Origin of the sequence: Rahnella sp. PCH160, from assembly GCF_047784855.1 — a bacterium.
Classification (GTDB): domain Bacteria; phylum Pseudomonadota; class Gammaproteobacteria; order Enterobacterales; family Enterobacteriaceae; genus Rahnella.
Genome location: NZ_JBLOGT010000002.1, coordinates 263,142 through 284,562 on the forward strand (window position 1 = coordinate 263,142; position 21,421 = coordinate 284,562).

At 51.9% G+C, this 21,421-nt stretch carries 20 protein-coding genes and 3 pseudogenes; 13 read left to right on the plus strand and 10 right to left on the minus strand.

Annotation, left to right across the window (positions count from 1 at the left end):
* Position 1 precedes the first annotated feature (1 nt).
* From ACM5QY_RS24040 to ACM5QY_RS24080, 9 genes and pseudogenes are all read left to right on the plus strand, one after another.
* Positions 2-2,380 (plus strand): hypothetical protein, encoded by a 2,379-nt coding sequence (locus tag ACM5QY_RS24040; protein ID WP_416123177.1) that lies wholly within the window; start codon positions 2-4, stop codon positions 2,378-2,380.
* Positions 2,377-2,883 (plus strand): siphovirus Gp157 family protein, encoded by a 507-nt coding sequence (locus tag ACM5QY_RS24045; protein WP_416123178.1) that lies wholly within the window; start codon positions 2,377-2,379, stop codon positions 2,881-2,883. The genes ACM5QY_RS24040 and ACM5QY_RS24045 overlap by 4 nt, the downstream gene beginning before the upstream one ends.
* Positions 2,884-2,961: 78 nt before the next feature.
* Entirely contained in the window at positions 2,962-3,204 is a 243-nt protein-coding gene (locus ACM5QY_RS24050; RefSeq protein WP_416123179.1) for an excisionase, read from the plus strand.
* Positions 3,188-4,312: a phage integrase Arm DNA-binding domain-containing protein gene (locus tag ACM5QY_RS24055; RefSeq protein ID WP_416123180.1), complete on the plus strand. Its 1,125-nt coding sequence runs from the start codon at positions 3,188-3,190 to the stop codon at positions 4,310-4,312. Before ACM5QY_RS24050 ends, ACM5QY_RS24055 begins: the two co-directional genes overlap by 17 nt.
* 86 nt (positions 4,313-4,398) lie before the next feature.
* Positions 4,399-5,523: pseudogene (locus ACM5QY_RS24060) on the plus strand (ATP-binding cassette domain-containing protein); the annotation flags it as partial.
* 227 nt (positions 5,524-5,750) lie between these two features.
* A pseudogene (locus ACM5QY_RS24065) lies at positions 5,751-6,167 on the plus strand (HD-GYP domain-containing protein); the annotation flags it as partial.
* 75 nt (positions 6,168-6,242) lie between these two features.
* Positions 6,243-6,992, plus strand: coding sequence for a pirin family protein (locus tag ACM5QY_RS24070; RefSeq protein WP_416123181.1), 750 nt, complete (start codon positions 6,243-6,245; stop codon positions 6,990-6,992).
* Between the two features lie 973 nt (positions 6,993-7,965).
* Positions 7,966-9,210 (plus strand): tryptophan permease, encoded by a 1,245-nt coding sequence (mtr, locus tag ACM5QY_RS24075; RefSeq protein WP_416123182.1) that lies wholly within the window; start codon positions 7,966-7,968, stop codon positions 9,208-9,210.
* Between the two features lie 182 nt (positions 9,211-9,392).
* Complete coding sequence (locus ACM5QY_RS24080) at positions 9,393-10,043, plus strand: acyl-homoserine-lactone synthase (RefSeq protein WP_416123183.1); 651 nt, start codon at positions 9,393-9,395, stop codon at positions 10,041-10,043.
* On the opposite strand, the pseudogene ACM5QY_RS24085 reads toward ACM5QY_RS24080, so the two are convergent.
* The 7 genes and pseudogenes from ACM5QY_RS24085 to ACM5QY_RS24115 all read right to left on the minus strand — a co-directional run bounded on the left by ACM5QY_RS24085 (position 10,009) and on the right by ACM5QY_RS24115 (position 15,798).
* Positions 10,009-10,769 (minus strand): annotated as a pseudogene (locus ACM5QY_RS24085) (helix-turn-helix transcriptional regulator). The gene ACM5QY_RS24080 and the pseudogene ACM5QY_RS24085 overlap by 35 nt on opposite strands.
* Before the next feature lie 602 nt (positions 10,770-11,371).
* Positions 11,372-11,557 (minus strand): hypothetical protein, encoded by a 186-nt coding sequence (locus tag ACM5QY_RS24090; RefSeq protein WP_104924994.1) that lies wholly within the window; start codon positions 11,555-11,557, stop codon positions 11,372-11,374.
* Between the two features lie 141 nt (positions 11,558-11,698).
* Complete coding sequence (locus tag ACM5QY_RS24095; RefSeq protein ID WP_416123184.1) at positions 11,699-12,286, minus strand: flavin reductase family protein; 588 nt, start codon at positions 12,284-12,286, stop codon at positions 11,699-11,701.
* A gap of 56 nt (positions 12,287-12,342) precedes the next feature.
* On the minus strand, positions 12,343-13,197 hold the full coding sequence (locus ACM5QY_RS24100) for a metal ABC transporter permease (RefSeq protein ID WP_416123185.1): 855 nt from the start codon (positions 13,195-13,197) through the stop codon (positions 12,343-12,345).
* Positions 13,194-14,045 carry a metal ABC transporter permease gene (locus ACM5QY_RS24105; RefSeq protein ID WP_416123186.1) on the minus strand — a complete coding sequence of 284 codons (852 nt, stop codon included), beginning with the start codon at positions 14,043-14,045 and terminating at the stop codon, positions 13,194-13,196. The genes ACM5QY_RS24100 and ACM5QY_RS24105 overlap by 4 nt, the downstream gene beginning before the upstream one ends.
* Positions 14,042-14,860: an ATP-binding cassette domain-containing protein gene (locus ACM5QY_RS24110; protein ID WP_416123187.1), complete on the minus strand. Its 819-nt coding sequence runs from the start codon at positions 14,858-14,860 to the stop codon at positions 14,042-14,044. Before ACM5QY_RS24110 ends, ACM5QY_RS24105 begins: the two co-directional genes overlap by 4 nt.
* Positions 14,857-15,798 carry a metal ABC transporter substrate-binding protein gene (locus ACM5QY_RS24115; RefSeq protein ID WP_416123188.1) on the minus strand — a complete coding sequence of 314 codons (942 nt, stop codon included), beginning with the start codon at positions 15,796-15,798 and terminating at the stop codon, positions 14,857-14,859. The genes ACM5QY_RS24110 and ACM5QY_RS24115 overlap by 4 nt, the downstream gene beginning before the upstream one ends.
* 164 nt (positions 15,799-15,962) lie before the next feature.
* Between ACM5QY_RS24115 and mntR the strand changes: the two genes are divergently transcribed.
* A complete protein-coding gene (gene mntR / locus ACM5QY_RS24120) occupies positions 15,963-16,436 on the plus strand; it encodes a manganese-binding transcriptional regulator MntR (RefSeq protein WP_416123189.1) in 474 nt (157 codons plus the stop codon).
* Between the two features lie 105 nt (positions 16,437-16,541).
* Here the strand turns inward: mntR and ACM5QY_RS24125 are convergent, their stop codons facing one another.
* The gene (locus ACM5QY_RS24125; protein ID WP_416123190.1) at positions 16,542-17,018 is read right to left on the minus strand and encodes an antibiotic biosynthesis monooxygenase family protein; all 477 of its coding nucleotides are present in this window, start codon (positions 17,016-17,018) and stop codon (positions 16,542-16,544) included.
* Positions 17,019-17,169: 151 nt separating this feature from the next.
* Here ACM5QY_RS24125 and ACM5QY_RS24130 point away from each other — a divergent pair, with 151 nt between their 5' ends.
* From ACM5QY_RS24130 to ACM5QY_RS24140, 3 genes are all read left to right on the plus strand, one after another.
* Entirely contained in the window at positions 17,170-18,108 is a 939-nt protein-coding gene (locus ACM5QY_RS24130; RefSeq protein ID WP_416123191.1) for an AraC family transcriptional regulator, read from the plus strand.
* A 161-nt stretch (positions 18,109-18,269) separates the two neighbouring features.
* Complete coding sequence (locus ACM5QY_RS24135; protein WP_416123192.1) at positions 18,270-18,632, plus strand: hypothetical protein; 363 nt, start codon at positions 18,270-18,272, stop codon at positions 18,630-18,632.
* Positions 18,633-18,646: 14 nt separating this feature from the next.
* Positions 18,647-19,186 carry a glycine zipper family protein gene (locus ACM5QY_RS24140; RefSeq protein WP_416123193.1) on the plus strand — a complete coding sequence of 180 codons (540 nt, stop codon included), beginning with the start codon at positions 18,647-18,649 and terminating at the stop codon, positions 19,184-19,186.
* A gap of 85 nt (positions 19,187-19,271) precedes the next feature.
* On the opposite strand, the gene ACM5QY_RS24145 is transcribed toward ACM5QY_RS24140, so the two are convergent.
* Together ACM5QY_RS24145 and ACM5QY_RS24150 are read right to left on the minus strand one after the other, a co-directional pair.
* Positions 19,272-20,084, minus strand: coding sequence for a Cof-type HAD-IIB family hydrolase (locus ACM5QY_RS24145; RefSeq protein WP_416123194.1), 813 nt, complete (start codon positions 20,082-20,084; stop codon positions 19,272-19,274).
* A 106-nt stretch (positions 20,085-20,190) separates the two neighbouring features.
* Complete coding sequence (locus ACM5QY_RS24150; protein WP_416123195.1) at positions 20,191-21,372, minus strand: MFS transporter; 1,182 nt, start codon at positions 21,370-21,372, stop codon at positions 20,191-20,193.
* Between the last annotated feature and the right edge of the window lie 49 nt (positions 21,373-21,421).

Here is a 21,421-nt window from a genome sequence, read left to right on the forward strand (position 1 = left end):
AATGCCATTCTATGTATGTGCCTTTTATCCAAAAAAATCAGCTGCCGCAAATGGCGCTGTTCCTATTGCAACTTGCATTGATGTTAAAAATGCAAAGATTGCAGAAATGAAAGCTACCATGTTGCTTGAAGAATCATTCCCCGACGGCAGTGATAGTTTTTTCAAACCCAAAATATGCGAGCTGACCGACGACATCACCGGGCGCCCTTCTGCCGATGAGTTTGATAATACCTGGCTCGAGTCCAACATCTGGAACGATGAAACCAAGACTTTCGGTCACGTTCCAACAGCGCCTAAAGACGATCTATCAGATCCGCTGGCCGGCGCGCGGGTTATTTTCGACCTGCCAATCCGCGAGCGCATTGCCTATGTGCTGATGTACGGCGCGGCGCCCGCAGAGCTGGACTCGGAGCAGCTCTCTAACGCGGTAGATATTTTAGCGGATGATGAAGCGCCAGAAGAAACCCGCGCCATCATTGATGGCCTGGCCGTGGTTACGGCCATAAAGGCAATGTATCCCGAAAAAGTAGCCCTCCTGATTGATACAATCCGCGCCAAAATGCCCCCATTTGAATTTGCAGAGGACGTTGAGAAATTTGCTGAGAAATGGGTAGCTAAACCTGACGAGCGCGAACCGGTTAAAACGGGTGCTGACCTGCCACGCACCTATGACACATTGAATTTGGAAGTTGCCCTGCATGTGATGGGTGTCAATCCTGATGAAGCAAAAGCCGCTGACATTCGGAGCGCCAAAGAAATCCAACAAACCCGTGATCCAGCGTGGCGTGGCTGGGCAACATCATTACGTGTTGTGCCGGGTATCCTCGATATTCCCCGTGGCGAACTGTGGGCGTTAATGGCTGATGGCCACAAAGATTTGAAACTCATTCAGGATGCCGATGCGCGCCGGGATTACGTGAGCAGTAAGCTCCATGGTCACCCGTTGTTACCTGACTACCAGCCGGAAGCCGCAAGGGTTCAAAACCTTGGTGGTGGCAAGTTCTCCATTGAAAATCTGGCCGGCGGCGGCACCTCAAATGAAGTCGAAAAAACGGAAGTCGTCGAAGAACAGCTTACCGAGCTGCAGGCCCATATTCAGGATCTGGTGACAGGGAAAACCAACGTCGTTTCTCCAGATGAAATGGCGAAACTGCTGACCGAAAAAGGACTGGGTGCACGGTTGCTGGTGAACAAGTTGGCTAAGGATTACGAATTTTCCGGTAATGCCTTCGGCTTTCTTAAGGTAGATGAGATTCATCACCTGACGCTTGATGTCGTTGAGTCTTGGATCCCTGACCAGACCGACCGCATCGCCTTTATTACTGAGCGTGTGAAATTTTATATTGATGACCGCACCAACAAAGGCACAGTTGAAAAACCTGTGACTGAAACAAAACCGGCCGAAACCGCAACAATCGCCCCGAAAACTGAAACAGTTCAGGAAAAAACTGCATCAGAAACGGCAAAACCTGCATTGCCTGAAAATACTGTGGCCGCTGCTCAGGATGATTTCAAACAGCGTGCTGCTGCATTAGAAAAAGGTCTGTCGGAGAAGTCAGAAGAAGAGCTGGAAAACCTGCATATCTGGAAACAGGTTCAAAGTACCGATCCGCGTTACACCAAGCCGCTTGAAGGTGCTGGTTTCACAGGCACCAGTATTAATGCTGAATACATGTTCATGCGCGCAACAGAGATATTCGGGCCCGTCGGTACCGGATGGGGTTATGAGATTGTTGAAGATCGCATGATTAACGGCGCACCTCTTTCCGATGCCATTTACGAGAACAACAAATTCGTCAGGAGCGTTCTGCTGCGTGATGCCGACGGCACACTCCTTTTTGAGCAGAACCACGTTTTACGTATCAAGTTCTGGTACACGATTGAGTGTGACGTCCGCGGCGAGCTGGAAGCTTACGGATCCACGCCTTACTTGTACAAGACAAACAACAAAGGGATTAAGACTGACGGAGAGGCACATAAAAAGAGCCTGACAGATGCCATTAAAAAAGCACTGTCTATGCTCGGTTTCTCTGCTGATGTTTGGCTGGGCTGGCACGACATGCCTGAATACCTGGCTGATAACGCGATTGAGTACAGCATCAAAAATGCCAGCGATAAAGCTGAGGATACGGTCCGCGTGCGTAAAGAACTGGATGATAAATTTACTGCCAACACCGAAACAATGCGAACGGCCGTCACAGCCAACGAAGTGACCAAAATCGCCTCGTCCCTCACGCGAACAATTGGCGTTCACATCAAAAGCGCCAAAGGGATTAACGATACTGAATATGTCCGTTATCTCGAAAGCCGCTTGAAACGTCTGGAAGAAATCAAAACCGAGTGCTTGAACAAATTCATTGATAAAGGGGAAGCAGCATGAGCACACGCACCATCGATTTAGCCATCGAAATGAAAAAGCTTCAGGCACTGGCTGAAGACGGCGAGCTGACTCCGGAAATGATCGCCGATACCCTTGAAGGACTCGAGGGTATGCTGGGTGACAAGCTTGATGCGACCATGGCCGTTGTTCGTGACTTCCTCGGGAACGTTGAAAAATGCGACTCCGAGGCCAAGCGGCTGGCTGAACGTAAAAAGATGTGGACCAACCAGGCGGGGCTACTCAAGAAATACATTTTTGATTGCATGGTAACTGCTGGGGGCAAAAGCGTAAAAACGGCTACCAATACGTTCAGTGTCCGCAAAGGCTCACAGCAGCTCATTATTGATGATGAAGAGCAGTTGCCAGACGAATACGTTGAATCCTACACAGAGATCGTGAACAAAGTGAAGAGCGATGAACTGAAAAAAGCCCTGATCGCAGGTACCGAAGAAATTAAAGGAGCCCACTTGGAAACGGGCCCCAGCTCTCTTGCCGTCCGCTGATTATTGATTTCTAAAAATCAAAACCGCACCGGTCAGCATGCCAATATGTTGACCGGTCAACCTAATGAGGTATGACCGATGGCAAGAACAATGTTGATTATGGACTGGGCACGCGAAGAACTATCAGAACCGATCCCATGCCAGGCCACAATCATTAAAGACGCAAAATGCGGCCTAATTTCCCCCCCTCCGTTCAAATCCGGCAGGCGCTGGCGCATCGATCCTGCGGCGCGCTACATCGGAGAAAGAGAAAAACCGATCATTAAAAGCGACGACAACCCGCGCTTGAAGAGGATTTTAGAAGATGGGACGCCCCCGTAAATACAACATCACGGTCCCAGGATTGTCTTGCTACACGGACGCGCGGACTAAAAAAGTGTATTGGCGGTACAAACACCCTTCAACCGGAAAGTTTCACGGACTCGGGGACGATGCGGAGGAAGCACGAACCATCGCCATCGATGCCAATATGCGACTGGCAGAACAGCAGATGGTGAACCTGATTAAGATCCGCAATTCAATCAGCCGTGAGGTTAACCAGGGAATGACGGCGAACGCATGGATTGAGAAATACCGCGAGATTTTGTTGAGCAGGGTAAAGTCCGGGGAGCTAAAACTAAACACAATAAAAGACAGGGAGCCCGCATTGCGCGCTTTTGTCAGCCAATGCGGGATCCGCCCGCTGCCGGACGTCGGTGCGCGTGACATTGCCAGCATCATTGATGTTTATATCCAAAAAGGCCAGACCACAATGGCCCAATCTGTCCGCTCAACGCTGAGTGATGTGTTCAAGGAGGCGCAGCACGCCGGGGAGGTGCCGGTAGGATATAACCCTGCTTTAGCGACGAAGAAACCAAAAACGAAAGTGGCAAGGCTCCGCCTCTCGTCAAGCGAGTGGCAAACCATTTATTCAACGGCTGCTGTGCTACCTGCTGTTGCGCAGCGTTCTATGCTTCTTGCGATAGTCACCGGCCAACGAGTGGGCGATTTATCTTCCCTTAAATTTTCGGACGTTTGGGATGACAAGCTTCACATTGTTCAGGAAAAGACAGGGGCTAAAATCGCGATCCCACTTTCGCTACGTTGCAACGCATTGAACATATCACTACGGGAGGTCATTGCCGAATGCCGCGATACTATTTTGAGTAAGTGGATCCTGCACCACCACCGTTCACGAAGAAATTGTGAGAGAGGGGGTCAGGTGATGAAGGACACTCTTTCCCGATATTTTGCGGATGCGCGGGATAAATCAGGGCTGCAGTGGAATGGTGCATCCCCGCCGACGTTTCACGAACAGCGGTCTTTATCGGAAAGGTTGTATAGAGAACAGGGTGTTGATACCCAGGTGTTGCTCGGCCACAAGAGCAGCCAGATGACAGATAAGTATCATGACGATCGAGGGAAAGAATGGAAAGAGGTTGCTGTTTAATTCCCGTACAGTTTTGCAGAAGAATTTTGCAGGAGTTTTGCAGAAGATTTTTTTTCTTCACAATAACAGTCAATTAAGACCTGACGCGCCTGCCCTGCTCTCAGGCGCGTCAGGCGCTGGCCGAAAAAGATGCGGCGGACACATTGCGCAGAAGATCAGAACAAAAGGAAATCGACCGGGTCACCAAAAGTGCAAAAAGGCTGGCGGTCTGGGGCAGCGTTTACGACAACGAAGGGCTGGCGCGTAAGGCCAAGCAAATGGAAAAACAGGTCGACCGGATGAAGGAAGAGCAAACCGACGTGACCGCGGGTAATCAGTGGCAGTTGCGCCTGCGCGGCGAAGCTTTACCGGCGGATCGCGTGCTGGCGCTTTCTGCTTTGCAAGTCCGCCCCGCAACGGACGCGCCGGTATTATTTCAACTGGACGAACTGCGGGTGAAAAGCGGTGATCGTATCGCGCTGGTCGGTCATAACGGCTGCGGGAAATCATCGCTGCTGCACCATTTGTGGCTGGCTTACAGTCAGCCACAAATCCTCGCCGAAGGCGTGATGTTTCATCCCAAAGTTCGCACAGGGTATTACGACCAGAGCCTGCGACAGTTACAGGACGAGGATTCACTGTCGGATGCGCTGGCAGACTTTGCACCGCTGACGGAAGAACAACGGAAAATGGCGCTGATCGGTGCCGGTTTTCCGTATCTCCGCCATCAGCAAAAAGTCTGCACGCTAAGTGGCGGCGAACGTTCGAGGCTGCTGTTTATCGGGCTGACGCTGGCGAATTACTCGCTGTTACTGCTCGATGAGCCGACCAACCATCTGGACATAGAAGGTAAAGAAGAACTGGCGCAAACGCTGAAAACCTTCAGCGGCGCGGTGTTGCTGGTTTCTCATGACCGTATGCTGATTGAACAAAGCTGTAACCGCTTCTGGCTTATCCATCAGCAACGGCTGGAAGAATGGCACAGTCTCGCGCCGGTTTACGCGAAACTGGCAGATGTTACGGTGCCAGACTCCCCGGCGTCGGCAAAACCACAGACGGGCACCTCTGCGATTTCCGATAATGAAGAGGAGCACTGGCTGGCAGCCCTGCTGGAACTGGAAAGTAAACTGGAAGAAGATTTGGCGCGTAAGCCGGGGCATCAAAAACCGGAATTACAGCGCCAGTGGCAGCATAAAATCGCCGAACTCAATGCATTGCTGGGTCTGACGTAGCCCCCCTAACCCCCTCAAGGCCGCAGAAATGCGGCCTTTTTTCGTGCCAGACTGTCGCTTTTACCCGCGTCAGTTATGCTTAAAAAGCAGAAACACGTTTCCGGGGAACGCTGGATGAAAACCCGTATTAAAAAAAATCGGTATCCGCTACACGTTCAGATTACCGTACTGTTTACGCTTTTAATTGTCTCGATCGGCTGCATTATTATTCTTTTCAGCCACAGCCTATGCTCGAAAATCTGCCGTTCCCGCGCACCATTTCGAATGTGCCTGTGATTGCGGGCGGGCATCATGAGCGTGTCGACGGCAAAGGATATCCGTATCAGCTTAATGACACGCAGATGAGTATTCAGGTCAGGATGATGGCTATTGCTGATGTTTTCGAGGCGCTGACCGCCGCAGACCGGCCTTACAAACCGGGGAAACTGCTTTCGGAAGCCCTGAGTATCATTGTCAGCATGGTCAATGAACATAATCTGGATCGGGATTTGTTCATCCTGTTCCTGCAATCGGCGATCTGGTGCGAGTATGCCAGAACCTATTTAGAGCCGGAAAAAACCGACAGCGTTGATATCGCCGCCCTGCTGGCAAAAATCGGCCCGCAGCATATCGAGGATCTTCTTTGCGTGGAAAACCCGGCATGATTAACAAAAAGATCACGCCCGCTCCGCCGCCTTGGTAGACTGGCCAGAGCCCCAAAATTAGCTGCCGGAGAAAACATGTTTAACGTATTACGTGCTGAACCTAAAACGACTTTCGAATATGGCCCGTTCCGGATCCGCCGTATGCGCCCCGGGCAAATCTTGCCAGAGCGTGGTGACGATGCCTTCGGCCCGCTGAGTGTCATCGATCACGCGAATCTCGAACAGGGTACACAGGTGAAAATGCATGAGCATAATAACGACGAGATCCTCAGCTATCTGTGGCGCGGATCGATGGTACATGAAGATTCCACCGGTCACCGCGTTTCCCTGTCGCCAAAAAAACTGATGATGATGAATGCCGGGGAAAGCTTCTGGCATGAAGAATCCACGCCGCTGGTTTCGGCTGAAATGCTGCAAATTTTTATTCGCCCGCGCAAAGCGAATCTTGAAGGCCGTGTGCAGTTCATGGACAGACCGGATGGCGTGAAGGAAAACCAATGGACGCTGATTGCTGCGCCGGAAGGCATTGAGTCTCCGCTGGAAATCTGCCAGGCAATCTACATTTACGATACCCGCCTGGATGCGAACGCGACCGTTGAGATCCCTTCGCACAACGATTTTGCACAATGGTTGTATGTCATGGACGGCGAAATCACCCTCGGCGGTCACACACTGGCCAAAGGTGATGCTATCAGCGATGAAGTCAGCGCGCTGACCCCAGCAACGGCCACGAAAGACACCACGCTGGTCTGTTTTTTGGTGTATCTGGACGCGGAAGCGGTTCTGGAAGGTACCATCAGCGGTAAGTTTGGTAACGTGAAATAAGACTGCGGGTTAGCACTACGAATAATCCGAGTTATTACAGCCGGATAAATGAAAAAGCCCCAGCAAGTTATTGCCGGGCTTTTAAGGTACTATCAAGTTAGTATTTAACATTCATCAACTTAATTACAGATACTTACTTCTAAAGATGTACATCGTTTCACAGGATATATTTATGAAGCTGGTTAACGCTATCCTCCTATAATTTTATGGAATAACACCGTTATCCTGTTCATTTCATTCCCCTGATTTTTCAGGTCAGGATAAATGAGTACATCACCCTCGCGATATAGACTCTTTGATGCGTGGCCTTACTCTCTTCGCGATATTCTCGATTTCAGACTTACGTACCCAAATCGCGAACATTACTCTTAATTACAAGGCGTTACATCATCGCGTTTTCGTCCACATTATGCGATTGCACAGACTTACTGCGTGGCCTTAAAGCATCATCTCACAGACTTCAGAATGTCGCCTGATATTGAATCACCCAAACAAAAATACTTCGTGGCCTTTATCGCATCTCATTACTGACAAGTTTATCAACTTGTTAAATGCACCGGGAAATAAAATTTTACTTTCATTTCTCTGCGGGGCTGACTTCTAATCTACTCGTTATAAACAGTGTGTCAACACTGTATTTAAGCACAGGTTTTTAATCCCTTTTTTGATAAGGAGTAATAATGAAATCTGTGATCTGCACCCGATAAGTCGGTTAGAGGTTTAACCTTAAAAACCAACATTTTCATACTTTAGAAACATTTCAATGCGCCCTTGACCCGCTATCCGCATCAGCTCCTCATCTTGTACCAGCAAACTAGTTCAGCAGTGTACATCGGACGCGAGATGCACTATATTGCGGCGCGTAAGGCCAACAAGGCAGGATAAAAGAGTGTTTTATGGCCATTTCCCCTATCAATTCTTTTACAGCAATTCTTGAACGAATCGTGATAAAAGCCACGCGAGGAACCGCACTATGGCGACGCTTTCCATGACCACCCCACAACGCTCTGCGTTGGGTGGCGCAATGATTATCGGAGGAACCATTATTGGTGCCGGGATGTTCTCCCTGCCGGTGGTGATGTCCGGTGCCTGGTTTTTCTGGTCAGTCGCGGCACTGATTTTTACCTGGTTCTGCATGTTGCATTCCGGCCTGATGATTCTGGAAGCTAATCTGAATTACCCGGTGGGATCGAGCTTCAATACGGTGACCGGCGATTTGCTGGGCAAAAACTGGAACCGGCTGAACGGCGTAACCATCGCATTCGTGCTGTATATCCTGACGTATGCCTATATCTCAGCCAGCGGCTCCGTTATCACGCATACGATGCGCGAAATGTCGGTGAGCGTTTCACCACGTCTGGGCGGGCTGCTGACGGCGCTTGCCGTAGCGTTTATTGTCTGGCTGAGCACCCGCGCAGTGAGTCGCATGACGGCCATCGTGCTGGGCGCAAAAATCATCGCGTTCTTCCTGACGTTCGGCAGCCTGCTGTGGCACATCAAGCCGGTGAATTTACTCAACAGCGTCGAAATCAACCCGAGCTACGGGCCCTATGTGCTGGCGACGTTGCCCTTCTGTCTGGCGTCATTCGGCTACCACGGCAACGTGCCCAGCCTGATGAAGTATTACGGCAAGAACCCGCAAATCATAAAAAAATGCCTGCTTTTAGGCACGCTGATGGCGCTGGGGTTATACATGATCTGGATGCTGGGAACGATGGGGAATATTCCGCGTCCTGAGTTTATCGGCATTGCGGCCCGTGGTGGCAACATCGACGTGCTGGTGCAGTCACTGAGCCAGATTTTGCACAGCGAAGGCTTAGATCTTTTGCTGACCATCTTCTCAAACTTTGCCGTGGCCTGTTCATTCCTCGGTGTAACGCTTGGGCTGTTCGATTACCTGGCCGATCTCTTTGGGTTTGATGATAGCCGCACCGGACGCTTTAAAACGGCGCTGGTGACGTTTATCCCGCCGATTATCGGCGGCGTGATTTACCCGGATGGCTTTATCTACGCCATCGGCTTCGCGGGTCTTGCGGCCACCGTCTGGGCGGTGATTGTTCCGGCGCTGATGGCGCGCGCGTCGCGTCAGCGCTTCGGCAGCCCGCTGTACCGCGTGTGGGGCGGAAATAAAATGATTGTGCTGGTATTACTGTTTGGCGTGCTCAATGCGGGCGTACATATTCTGTCCAGCCTGAATCTGTTGCCGGTTTATCACTGAAAGGCATAAGTCCCGTTATGAGCCATGTCTTCCCGGCATGGCTTTTTTTGTTTTACATCACAAACTCCCGCCTTAAATAAATTCCCCCTACAGACAGTCATTTATTTGCCGATTATATATTGTAATAATCAATTCAGATGCAAAATATAACCCTTCGACCGTCTTCAAAATCAGGAAAAAAAATGCTGGAAATTTTCGATGTGAGTTACAACGACCTGACAGGCAAACGTTCGGATGATCTCTATAAACTGAGGAAAAAAACGTTCAAAGACCGTCTGGACTGGGCCGTTCAGTGTACCAATGGCATGGAATTTGATGAATTTGATAATGCCGACACACGCTACATGCTGGGTATTTACGACAATCAACTGGTGTGCAGCGTCCGTTTTGTTGATTTGCGCCTGCCCAATATGATCACCCATACTTTTAACCGGCTATTTGATGACGTGAAATTACCGCAAGGTGATTATATAGAATCGAGCCGATTTTTTGTGGATAAGAACCGCGCAAAAGAATTACTCGGCAGCCGATATCCCATCAGTTACGTTCTGTTCCTTTCGATGATTAATTATGCCCGCCATCACGGACACACCGGTATTTATACGATAGTCAGCCGGGCGATGCTGACCATCGCGAAACGTTCCGGCTGGGAGATAGAAGTGATTAAGGAAGGTTTTGTCAGTGAAAATGAGCCTATTTATCTGCTCCGCCTTCCGATTGATTTGCACAATCAGGGCATCCTTGCCAAACGTATCAGCGAGCAGTCTGAAGTATCGCTGGACGCGTTATGCGCATGGCCTATGACTTTGCCTGTGACATCAGTACAGGTTTGATAAGCTCCAGTTCAACGCCAAGCCGGATTGCCTGTTTGGCGTTGATAACCCCAGTTTTTTCACCACGTTCCCCATATGATATTTCACGGTACGCGTCGTGATATTGATGATTTTCGAAATTTCATCATAGGTTTTTCCCATACTCGCCCAGTGCAACACTTCATTTTCACGGGGTGAAAAAATGGGTTTATCACCGGTACTCAGCGACGGTGAAATGTGCGACGGGCGCGCTGCACTCTGATTAAGCATCAGCATCTTTTCATGGGTTTTGATCAGCAGACATTGCAGTTTATCCATATCCTGCGCCACCTTATTTTCCGGCCCTTTCTCCGCGCCCGTTTCCATTATCAGCGACAACATGCCCAGATTATTCATGTGGTCATGCAGCACGAAAGTGAAACCATTCACGATATTATATTTTTTCGAAAGTGAGAAAATTTTGGATGATTTTAAATCAGAAAGCACGGTAAGATTTTCATCCCACGCGAACGGCGAAACACGTTTGAGCGCGGTCAGAACAACCGGATCAATATGCTGGTAATTATGGGATTTATAGATATCGGCCCATTCGTCCGGATAGCTGGTGACCACAAAGATATCCACCGGATTTCTTTTATTGATCACCAGGTAGGTGTATTTCAGATTTCCGTAAGGAACCAGTTTCCTTTCGAGATAATCACGTAATGTATCGATAATTTTTTCATCATTTCTTACACGAGAATGCATTACCCTTCTCCCCCTGCTGACGCGGCTTCCCTTTTGATTTTCGTGGTCTTTCTGTCACAAAGTACAGGTCATTATTACACCTTAGTACAGCTATCGGGTTGCGTCGCCCTCCGTATAATCACCGCATAATAATTAATTAGCAAAAAAAAACCTGACCGTTAGAGTCAGGTAGCAACATTAGCCAACACCAGGGAAATTTTTAAAAGAAGTTAGACCTAAAATGCTACAGAAGAGGACAGGTTTCAACCCTTGTCGCTTCCGTAGCATTTATTATTTTCGTACATCAAAATAGTTTGGTTAATTATTCGCCAACCCAGTTCTCTTCGATAATATTCACGCGTTAATCCCCCATCGTTTCGCCAGTTGTTGACGTTTTCCGATGTCCATTCCCAGCGCTCTCACCGTCGCAGACCCGTTCATCTGATTTGCCTGCAAAGTTTTTGATATGAAGATCAGAGATGAATGGATCCAGCATGATGCGGATATAGCGCCAGCGCTGTGTCAGGTTTGAAAGAAGAATCTCGGAGGGAAATCAGGAGGGCATGACATCACGCAGCCTGCTTTGCATTTGAGACAACAGGCCGCGATCTTCGGTCAGGCGGTTAGCCTTTCGCTTTATTCACTGAAACAATTTCTTTGATGAAAGTGAAGTTTGAATCGCCGTGATCAGTTTTGATCGTCGGGTAAATTCTTTCGCCTTTCTTCACAAAGCCAGTGACTTCGTGGGTTGAGCCGTTCTTGACGGTAAAGCTGTCGCCAATACTCATCGAACTTTCGATTTCGCTCATAACAATCCTTAACGCTTCGTACAGGAAACTTCAAAAAACCAGGATACGTCTACAGCTTATGTTGCCGGTCGATGGTAGGCCTTTATGCGTCAGGTAGCCAGTCCCCTTTCTTATGGCGAAGAATACACTCCGTCAGAAAAATCAGTCCAGGTCGGTATTGGCGTTAAGCGCTTCGCCCGTCGCGTAGAACTGACCGCCTGCGATGTAATGCAAACTGCGCAGGGAAGGATCAGCCTCTTCGAAGTGCCAGTGGCCGTTGCTGAATACACGTGTATCCGCCCAGGCACCGACTATTTCGCCGATAAACAGGTCGTGTGCCTGCTGGTTGTGTGGCTCAGGAATTAACTTACAGGCCAGCCACGCGGTGCAACCGGCGACAAACGGCAGGTCGCCGTGCCCTTCCATTCGAAACAGCTCTGCGCCGCAGTGTTGCAATTTATCCGGGTCGTTTCGCAACGTCCTGTTACCCAGATCGTAGGTCATCTGCAACTGCGCCACCGTCGGTACCTGAATCACGAAATGACCACTTTGCTCAATCAGTTCACGGGTACGGGCGATTTTATCGATAACAACCGTCAGTTTTGCCGGTTTGAAATCCAGCCCGCACACCCAGGACGCCGACATCACATTATTCACGCCCGCATGATGGGCGGAAACCAGCGCAGTGGTTCCGTGGTTGATCAGACGGTAGGCTTTTTCCAGTTCGACGGGCGCAAATTGTGGGGTCATCAGAATCTCTCAGCAAAAATGTCAGAAAACAGCATGGCAAACTTGCCAGGTCAGCACTACGCAATCGGTGCGGACAGCCGCGGTTTTATGGATTTTCGCAGTAAATTAGCCGTCAGCGCCAGCAGGAAAAACAGCGCCTGAATCAGCACGATCGTCGGACCCGTGGCGGCATCAATATAAAAGCTGATAAACGTGCCTAACACCGCCGCAGAAAGTGACACCGTCACTGCAACCATTACCATTTTAGGCAACGTTTTACACAGCAGAAACGCGGTAATGCCCGGCGTGATCAGCATCGCGACCACCAGCACCACGCCGACAGCCTGAAGCGCCGCGACAATGGTCATCGCCAGCATGCACAACAACGCATAGTGGTAAAACCGCACCGGCAACCCGATGACTTTGGCCTGAACCGGGTCAAAGCAAAACAGCACCAGATCTTTAAATCTGAACAGGATAGCCAGCGTCACCACCGCCGCGATAATCAGCGTTTGCAGCATTTCGCTGTCCGTCACGCCAAGCACGTTACCAAACAAAATATGGCTGAGATGCTGTTCGGTATTCACCCGTGAGAAGAGCACCAGGCCGGCGGCGAACATCCCGGAAAATACAATCCCCATCACCGAATCTTCTTTTACGCGGCAGTGCTCCTTAATAAAACCGGTAGCAACGGCACAGAAAAGCCCCGAACCGAATGCGCCGATGGCCAGCGGGATACCCGCCAGATACGCCAGCACCACGCCGGGCAAGACGGCGTGGGAAATGGCGTCCCCCATCAGCGACCAGCCTTTCAGCACCAGAAAACAGGAAAAAATCGCGCAGACGATACTGGTCGCCGCCGCGGTCAGCAGCGCGCGCTGCATAAATTCGAAGCCCATCGGTTCGAGCAAAACATCCAGCCAGCTCATCATGCGCGGCTCCTGCGGATGCGGAAGTGATTAACCAGCCAGCCGTGTTTCGGTGCAAACAGAAACGCCAGCAGGAAGACGAAGGTTTGCAGGCAGACAATGACGCCGCCGGTCGCGCCATCCAGGTAATAACTCAGCCACGCACCGGCCGCGCTGGTCACCGCGCCGATAATCACCGAGATAATCAGTAAATGCGAGAAGCGGTCAGAAAGCAGATACGCCGTTGCGCCGGGGGTAATCACCATCGCGATGACAAGGATCGCGCCGACCGTTTGCAAAGCGGCCACACTGCACGCGCTGAAAATGGTGAAAAAGATGATTTTTAGCTTCAGTGGTGAAAGCCCGACTGACACGGCGTGCGCTTCATCGAAGAAGACTGCCAGCAAATCCCGCCAGATCACGCACAACACCACCAGCGAAACGCCGACGATAATCTGCACCTGCAAAATATCCGCGTCGTCTATACCTAAAATATTGCCGAACAGGATCGACTGAACATTAACCGACGTCGGGTTTAGCGAAACCAGCAGCAGGCCGAGCGCGAAGAACGTGGAGAACACGAAACCGATAATCGCGTCTTCGCGCAGTTTGGTGAAATGGCGCAACAGCGTCATTGAAAGCGCCGCCAGAATGCCGGTACCGAAAGCCCCGACAGCATACGGAAAGCCAAGCGCATACGCGCCCGCCACGCCGGGAACCACGGAATGTGATAAGGCATCGCCCATCAGCGACCAGCCTTTGAGCATCAGATACGCCGACAAAAATGCGCACACCGCGCCCACGCCCGCGCTGACCCAGATGGCTTTCACCATGTAATTGTACTGAAACGGCTCAAGAAGCAGTTCTGTCATACCACACGCCTTACCGCAGGCTCCGGCTCTTTCTGCACACTCTCTTTTTGTATGCTCTCTTTATGCACTAAATAACCGATATTGCGCAGTGCGCCGCCAAAGGTATTTTCCAGATTCTTATGCGTAAACGTGGCTGACAGCTCACCGGCGGCCATGACCGTCCGGTTAATTAACACCACGCGATCGCAGAAATCCGGCACGCTGGCGATATTGTGCGTGGACACCAGAATCAGATGCCCTTCCTCACGCAGCTGGCGCAGAAGTTCGACAATGGCGTTTTCAGTTTTGATATCCACGCCGGTAAAAGGCTCGTCGAGCAACAGCACACGCCCCTGCTGCGCCAGCGCCCGTGCCAGAAACACCCGTTTTTTCTGACCACCGGACAGCTCGCCAATCTGACGATGCGCCAGATCTGTCAGCCCGACACGCGCCAGCGCCGACGCAACCTGATTTTTATCTTCCTGCGAGGGAATACGCAGAAACGACATTTTGCCGTAACGCCCCATCATCACCACGTCACGAACCAGCACCGGGAAATTCCAGTCCACTTCTTCGGACTGCGGCACGTAGGCGATCAGATTTTGTTTCAGGGCTTTGGCGACGTTCAGGCCATCCAGCGTTACGCTGCCGTGCGTCGGGCGAATAATGCCCATAATGGATTTGAATAATGTGGATTTGCCGCTGCCGTTAACGCCCAGCAGCGCGCAAATCGAACCGCCGTGTAACATGAAACTCGCGTTTTCAATGGCGGTGTGGCCGTTGCTGTAAGTCACGGTGACATCGTCAACCTTCAGGTGAAGTCGTGATTCATTCATTGCCCGAATCCTTGCGCAATCGTGCCGACCGTCACTTTCAGCAAATCAATATACGTGGGCACCGGGCCGTCAGCGGCAGACAGTGAATCGACATACAACACGCCGCCGTATTTCGCGCCAGTTTCCTTGCTGACCTGTTTCGCCGGTTTATCCGAAATCGTGCTTTCACTGAACACCACCGGGATATTTTGCTGACGAACAAGGTCAATCAACTTTTTCACCTGCTGCGGCGTACCCTGCTCTTCGGCGTTGATTGGCCACAGATACGCTTCTTTCAAATCATAATCTTTCGCCAGATAACTGAACGCGCCCTCGCTGGTCACTAACCAGCGCTGACCGGCCGGAATTTTCGCCAGACGTTCACGCAACGGCGCATCGAGCTGCATAATTTTCTGTGAGTAATCTTTAGCATTGCGGTCGTAGGTCGCGGCATTTTCAGGATCGTATTTCACCAGCGCAACGCGGATATTCTCGACGTAAATCAGCGCATTTTTCGCCGACATCCAGGCGTGCGGATTCGGGTTGCCAACATACGGCCCTTCCTGAATAGGCATGGGCGTAATGCCGTCGGTGACCGTCGCTGACGGCACATCTTTGATATTGGCGAAGAAACGCCCGAACCAGCGTTCGAGGTTAAAACCGTTCCACAGGATCAGATCTGCAGATTGCGTTTTGACGATATCGCGCGGCGTCGGCTGATAATCGTGGATCTCCGCACCCGGTTTGGTAATCGACTCCACGGTCGCCGCATCACCGGCGACGTTCTGCGCGATGTCCTGGATCACCGTGAAAGTCGTCACCACTTTGAACTTTTTTTTGTCTTTCTCCGCCGCCGTCGCGTTACCGGTGATCAGCGCAACAATCATCCCCATCAGCATCAGACGTAAACGAAACGGCGACTGGCTGAATAATTTTAAGATGCTTTGTCCATTTCCCATCAACGTTCTCCTGTGAAACACCACAACAATCGGCGGTTTATTATTCAGGTATAGCACAGGCTATACTCCATAGCCAAGGCAAAGTTTTCAGAAATTGGTAGATGTGTGCACTTGGTTTACAATGCACGGATTGCTGCGGTGAGCGCGGCTGCGGTGGAAAACCGTTGAGCAAGAAAGAGGCAGGCGTAGTGAAAGAAGAAAAAAAAATAAATCCATTACTGGATGTGGAAGAACACGCTCAGGGTTTTTTACAGGTGCGCGAGGCGCATCGCCGGGAATTAATGGACGATTACGTTGAGCTGATTTCAGACTTAATCCATGAATTTGGTGAAGCACGACAGGTCGATCTGGCCGCACGTCTGGGCGTTTCACAGCCCACGGTGGCGAAAACGCTGAAACGTCTGGCCAACGCCGGGCTGGTTCATCAGTTGCCGTATCGCGGCACCTTCCTCACGCCGGAAGGTGAGAAACTGGCGGCTGAAAACCGCGAACGTCATAACGTCGTTGAAGCCTTTTTCATCGCGCTGGGCATCAGTGCGGAAACCGCGCGTCTCGATGCGGAAGGTGTGGAACATCATGTCAGCGACGAAACGCTGGCGGCATTCCGGCGCTTTACGGCGCAAAAAAACGCGCTGTAGAACCGGAATACCGCCGAAATCATCCGGCGGTATGTATGGCCCATTGATGTCAATGAATAAAACGGAGCGATTTTCGTCGAAGAGAAGTTTACTGCTCTTTGTTGTTTATTCATTACCGGCGCCCGCTACAGGCAGCCTCGCCAGTGCATCCGTCCAGCTCAATGCCAGTTCGTCCCGCCTGATAACAAACCGTTCAACCGTAAATTCATTGACCAGCGTCGATGTCAGCTTCATGGCGTCCCGGTGCGCAGGGCTTCCACCAAACGCATCGCGTGCTTGTGCGGAACGCCATACCGTCATCGTCCACTCCTGTGTGCCAAAAATTTCACGACGCAATGAATAAGTAATAAGTCCGGATTGGTTGTGGAGTGTCTTCACGACGCCGGATGCGACCTGATCAAAGGTCGAACGCATCTGCGGCTTAATATTAGCCCTCGTCACCACCACGTAAACCGGATCTTCGCCCTTCTCTCCCGCGGCCAGCGGTGGCAGCCGCTGCGGCGTGGAAATCGCACATCCCGAAATCAGGCTGCTCAAGGCCAAAAGTAAGATTCTGAAATAATTTGGACGAAGCGGTTTCATCGGATAATTCCATTTTTGAGAAAGAAGTCAATGCACTGACAGGCAGCGCAAAAGCGATCGGCTCGCCTTTGTTGTGTGCCTCACTATATGAAGGGACGATGGAACGAACTATAATTCATCGTTCATATTTCTTATTCATTCGTTCAATTCTATGGATCCGCTTTCTGAAATAATCAGGCTGTCCAGGCCACGCAGTTACCAGGTGGGTGCAACCGATGTCGGGGGCGATATCGCCATACGGTTTCCGGCTCACAGCGGTGCGTATTTCTATTCCGTTGCCTTCGGTGAGTGCTGGGTTCAGGTGGATGGTGAACCTGAACCGACGCTTCTGATGTCCGGCGATTGTGTGGTGCTGCCCAGCGGGCGCCCTTTCACGCTGGCGAGTGACCTTAAGCTTGACCCCATCGATGCGGCTCTGATGTTTAAAGGGCGTGAGAACGGTTCGATCGCCAGCTTCAACGGCGGGGGTAAATGCATGATGTTCGCTGCCCATTTTGAATTTGAAGTTGGCTTCTCACACTTTTTGGTCAGTGTGCTGGACGCAATTGTGCAAATACAGGATCCGGCCGCCAGAGCTTCGCTGCGCCGTGCCATTGAGGAGATGATTGAAGAACTCCAACAGGCCAGGCCTGGCTACGAATCGGTGGTAGAACATTTGGTGCAAATCACCTTGATCAAGGTTTTGCGATTCCACTTGTCCGAAATGGCATCGGGCCGGGTCGGCTGGCTATTCGCTTTGGCGGATCCAAAGATGACGTCTGCGATCGCCGCAATGCACGCGACTCCGGCCCGGCGCTGGACAGTGGCTACCCTGGCTGACGTCGCCGTGATGTCCCGTACCGCGTTCGCCACGCGATTCAGTGCAACGGTAGGAACGTCCCCGATGAACTACCTGACTGAACTGAGAATGCTGATGGCGGTAAAAAAACTGGCCGAAGCGGGCGCGCGCGTTTCGACGGTTGCGTTCAGCCTGGGCTATGAATCAGAAAGCGCTTTTTCTGCCGCATTCAAACGGGTCATGGGGGAGCCACCGCGTCAATACATTGATTCGCAGGTTCTTAAGAGGCGTGTCGCTTCGCTTCGTCAATAAACATATCCCCATGAATTCTTTATACACAATTACTGCCAATCTCTTGTCACATTCCCCCTCATCTGACGCCAACCTTTTACACCGTGAAAGCGTATCTTTACCCTCAGGAGGGGTGTTTTTGTGCCGCTCCGTGCATCCGGTCAATGTGCTTCGAGGTGGTTATGAAAAGGCTGTTGTTGTTGATGCTTACCGCTGGTGTGCTGATGTCGGCCAGCCCTGCGTCGTTTGCCAATGGGTATTACGGTCAAGGTTATTACGGTCATGGCTACGGTCATGGCTATTACGGCCGTGGCTGGTATGGCGGCCCGCGTGTTGTTATCGGTATTCCCTGGGGTCCGCCGCCGCCGGTATATTACGGGCCACCGCCGGTTGTCTATGTTGCGCCTGCGCAACCTCAGACTTACGTCGAGAAAACCCCTAATTATGCTTACTACTGCCAGAATCCGGCGGGATATTACCCGCAAGTGCAGCGCTGTGCGCGCGGCTGGATGAAGGTCGTAGTGGGTGATTCAGCTCCACGTTAACAGGCGATAATGTCATGAACAGGTTTACTCCGCTGGCGGTTATCGCCCTGGCCGCAGCGCTTTCCGGCTGCGTATCTCCCCCGACCCGCCCGGACGTGATGGTTTTGCCGGGCACGGGAAAGGACTATCAACAGTTTCAGATGGATGAAATGTCCTGCCGAAATGCGGCTTACAGCAGCGTGAACGGCGGCGCACAAACCGCCAATAATACGGCGGTGAATACGGCGGCGGCAGGCACGGCCGTAGGGGCAGCCGCCGGTGCGCTACTGGGCGCGGCGTCGCATCAGGCCGGTGCAGGCGCGCTGATCGGCGCAGGCAGCGGGCTGTTAATCGGCAGCGCGATGGGCAGTAACAGTGCCGGTGCCAGTGGCGGCGATTTGCAGGATCAGTACGATACGGTTTACACCCAATGCATGTACGCCAAAGGCAACAAAGTGCCGGTGGACGCCAGCTACAGCGACCGTCAGGACTCCGCGCCGCAAAGCCCGGTGCCGCCGGATTACTCCCCGGCTCAGCCGGGCGACAACGGCGTTCCGCCTGATTACGTACCGTAATGACGGCAAGACGCGCAATAAAAAAGGCTGCCGGAATCTGCGGCAGCCTTTTCGTGTTACCCGGTTTAATTCCGGTTAACGCCGGTCATGCGAACGGCGGTCGGCCGTTGAATACATCATCAATCACCTGCAACACGCCCTCTTTTTCGTGGGAAGGCGCGCGGTATTTCGCCGCCGCTTTTGCCGGTTCGGACGCATTCTCCATCGCAAAGCCGTAGCCCGCGTAACGCAGCATTTCCAGATCATTACCGCTGTCACCGAATGCCAGCACTTCATCATCGCGAATACCGTACATCTGCTGGATTTTACTCAGCCCGCTGGCTTTGTGATTCCCGGCAATAATCAGGTCGATGGATCCGTGACCACTGGTGACCGGCGCGACAATCCCGCCGAGCTGTTCTGTGATTTCCCCCATCAGCGGGTAAACGTCGTCTTCTACGTAGCTCAGCGCGAATTTAAAAATCGTATCGCTGATTTCTGCATAACTTTGCACTTTGGTCAGACGATGATAATAGCGACGCATCCGGCTGATGAACGCTTCGGGCGTGCCTTCCAGCACATACGCGCCCAGCCTGCCGCAGACGATAGTGTTAATCCCCGGCGTGCGGCTGATCCAGTCCAGAACCAACGTAACCTGTTCGGGTTCAAGTTTTCCGCAGTAAATTTCGCGTCTTTTGTCAACGACATAGCCGCCGCCTTCTGCCACGTAAGCGATCTCTTCGTCGATGTCATCGAAGAAGGATTTTAACTGGTAATACTGGTTGCCGCTGGCGACGACAAATTTGATTCCACGTAGCAGCATTTGATCGTACTGCCCGAGAAAACGGGCTTTATTAAATTCACCATCCTGATCCAGGAAAGTACCATCCATGTCGACGGCAATAAGTTTTACGGCCATTACAGCTCCTTACAGGGTCGGATTTAAAACAATCATCATAAACAAAAAAAGGCTGGCGGGGGTCTGCACACCAGCAGGCAAAATGCCACTCAGTTATAAACTTTTATTAATCAGCCTGATATTTTAATTTGTATGCACCGAACGTCACGATCAGGAATGCGGCGGCGACGGCGGAAAATGCCACGTACAAACTCGACAGGTGAGCGACAAAACCAATCAGCGCCGGTCCGCCCAATATCCCGAGGTAGCCGAGCGTCGCGACAAACGCCACCGACATGTTCACCGGCATCACTTTTTCCTGGCCTGCCAGCGTGATCAACACCGGCGCGATGTTCGCCGCACCAATCCCGACCAGCGCAAAACCGCAGATCGGCAGGAACCAGCCCGGCAGCAGGATCACCATCAGATAACCGGCAATCCCGAGAATACCGCCAAACACCAGTACCCGTTTACGGCCCAGCGCGCTGACAATCGCATCGCCGGTCAGACGCATTACGGACATCGCGATGGCGAATACCGCAAAGCCCCAGCCCGCATGTTCAAGCGCCAGTCCGCGTTCGCCGGTCAGGAAAACACCGCCCCAGTCGAGCACCGCGCCTTCCGCCATAAAGCAAATCATCGCCATAATCGCCATCAGGATCAGGCGGAAATTCGGGCGCGCTTTGGCTTTGCCTTCGTGCGCGCTTTCTTCATGCGCCCCGAACGGCAACAGGCTGCGCCACGAAAATGCGGTACCCAGAATCACCAGCACGATGGCATAAATTGTACTGCCCACCGGCGAGATACCGGCACTGAGCAGCAATGCACCGCCGCCCGCACCGGCAATCCCGCCGACGCTCCACAGGCAGTGAAAACCGGACATCAGCGGTTTATCCGCCGCCTGTTCAACCATTGTTCCCTGCACATTCACGGCCACATCCGCCAGCCCGATGCCCATACCGAAAATGAACAGGCTGAGCGCCATCAGCCGGATATCGCTGAACATCGCCAATAGCGGCATCATCAGGCAATACAGCACCACAGCGGCGAAGATCACCGCACGGCAACCAAACCGGCCGATGATCCGCCCGGAGCCCAGCATCGACAACAACGATCCCGCGCCGAGACACAACAGCAGCATGCCGAGCGCACCGGCTTCGGAATGAGTACGCAACTGCGCGTAAGGCACCAGCGCGCCCCACAGCCCCATCGCCATGCCGGTGACAAAAAATATCATCCGCGTCGCAACACGCCTGCCCGGCGCGCCGACCCACTCAGCGGGTTTTTCTAATTCAGGTGACAGTGACAAAGTGCACTCCTGTGCTGTACTGTATGGTTATTAAAAGACTTTTAATAAG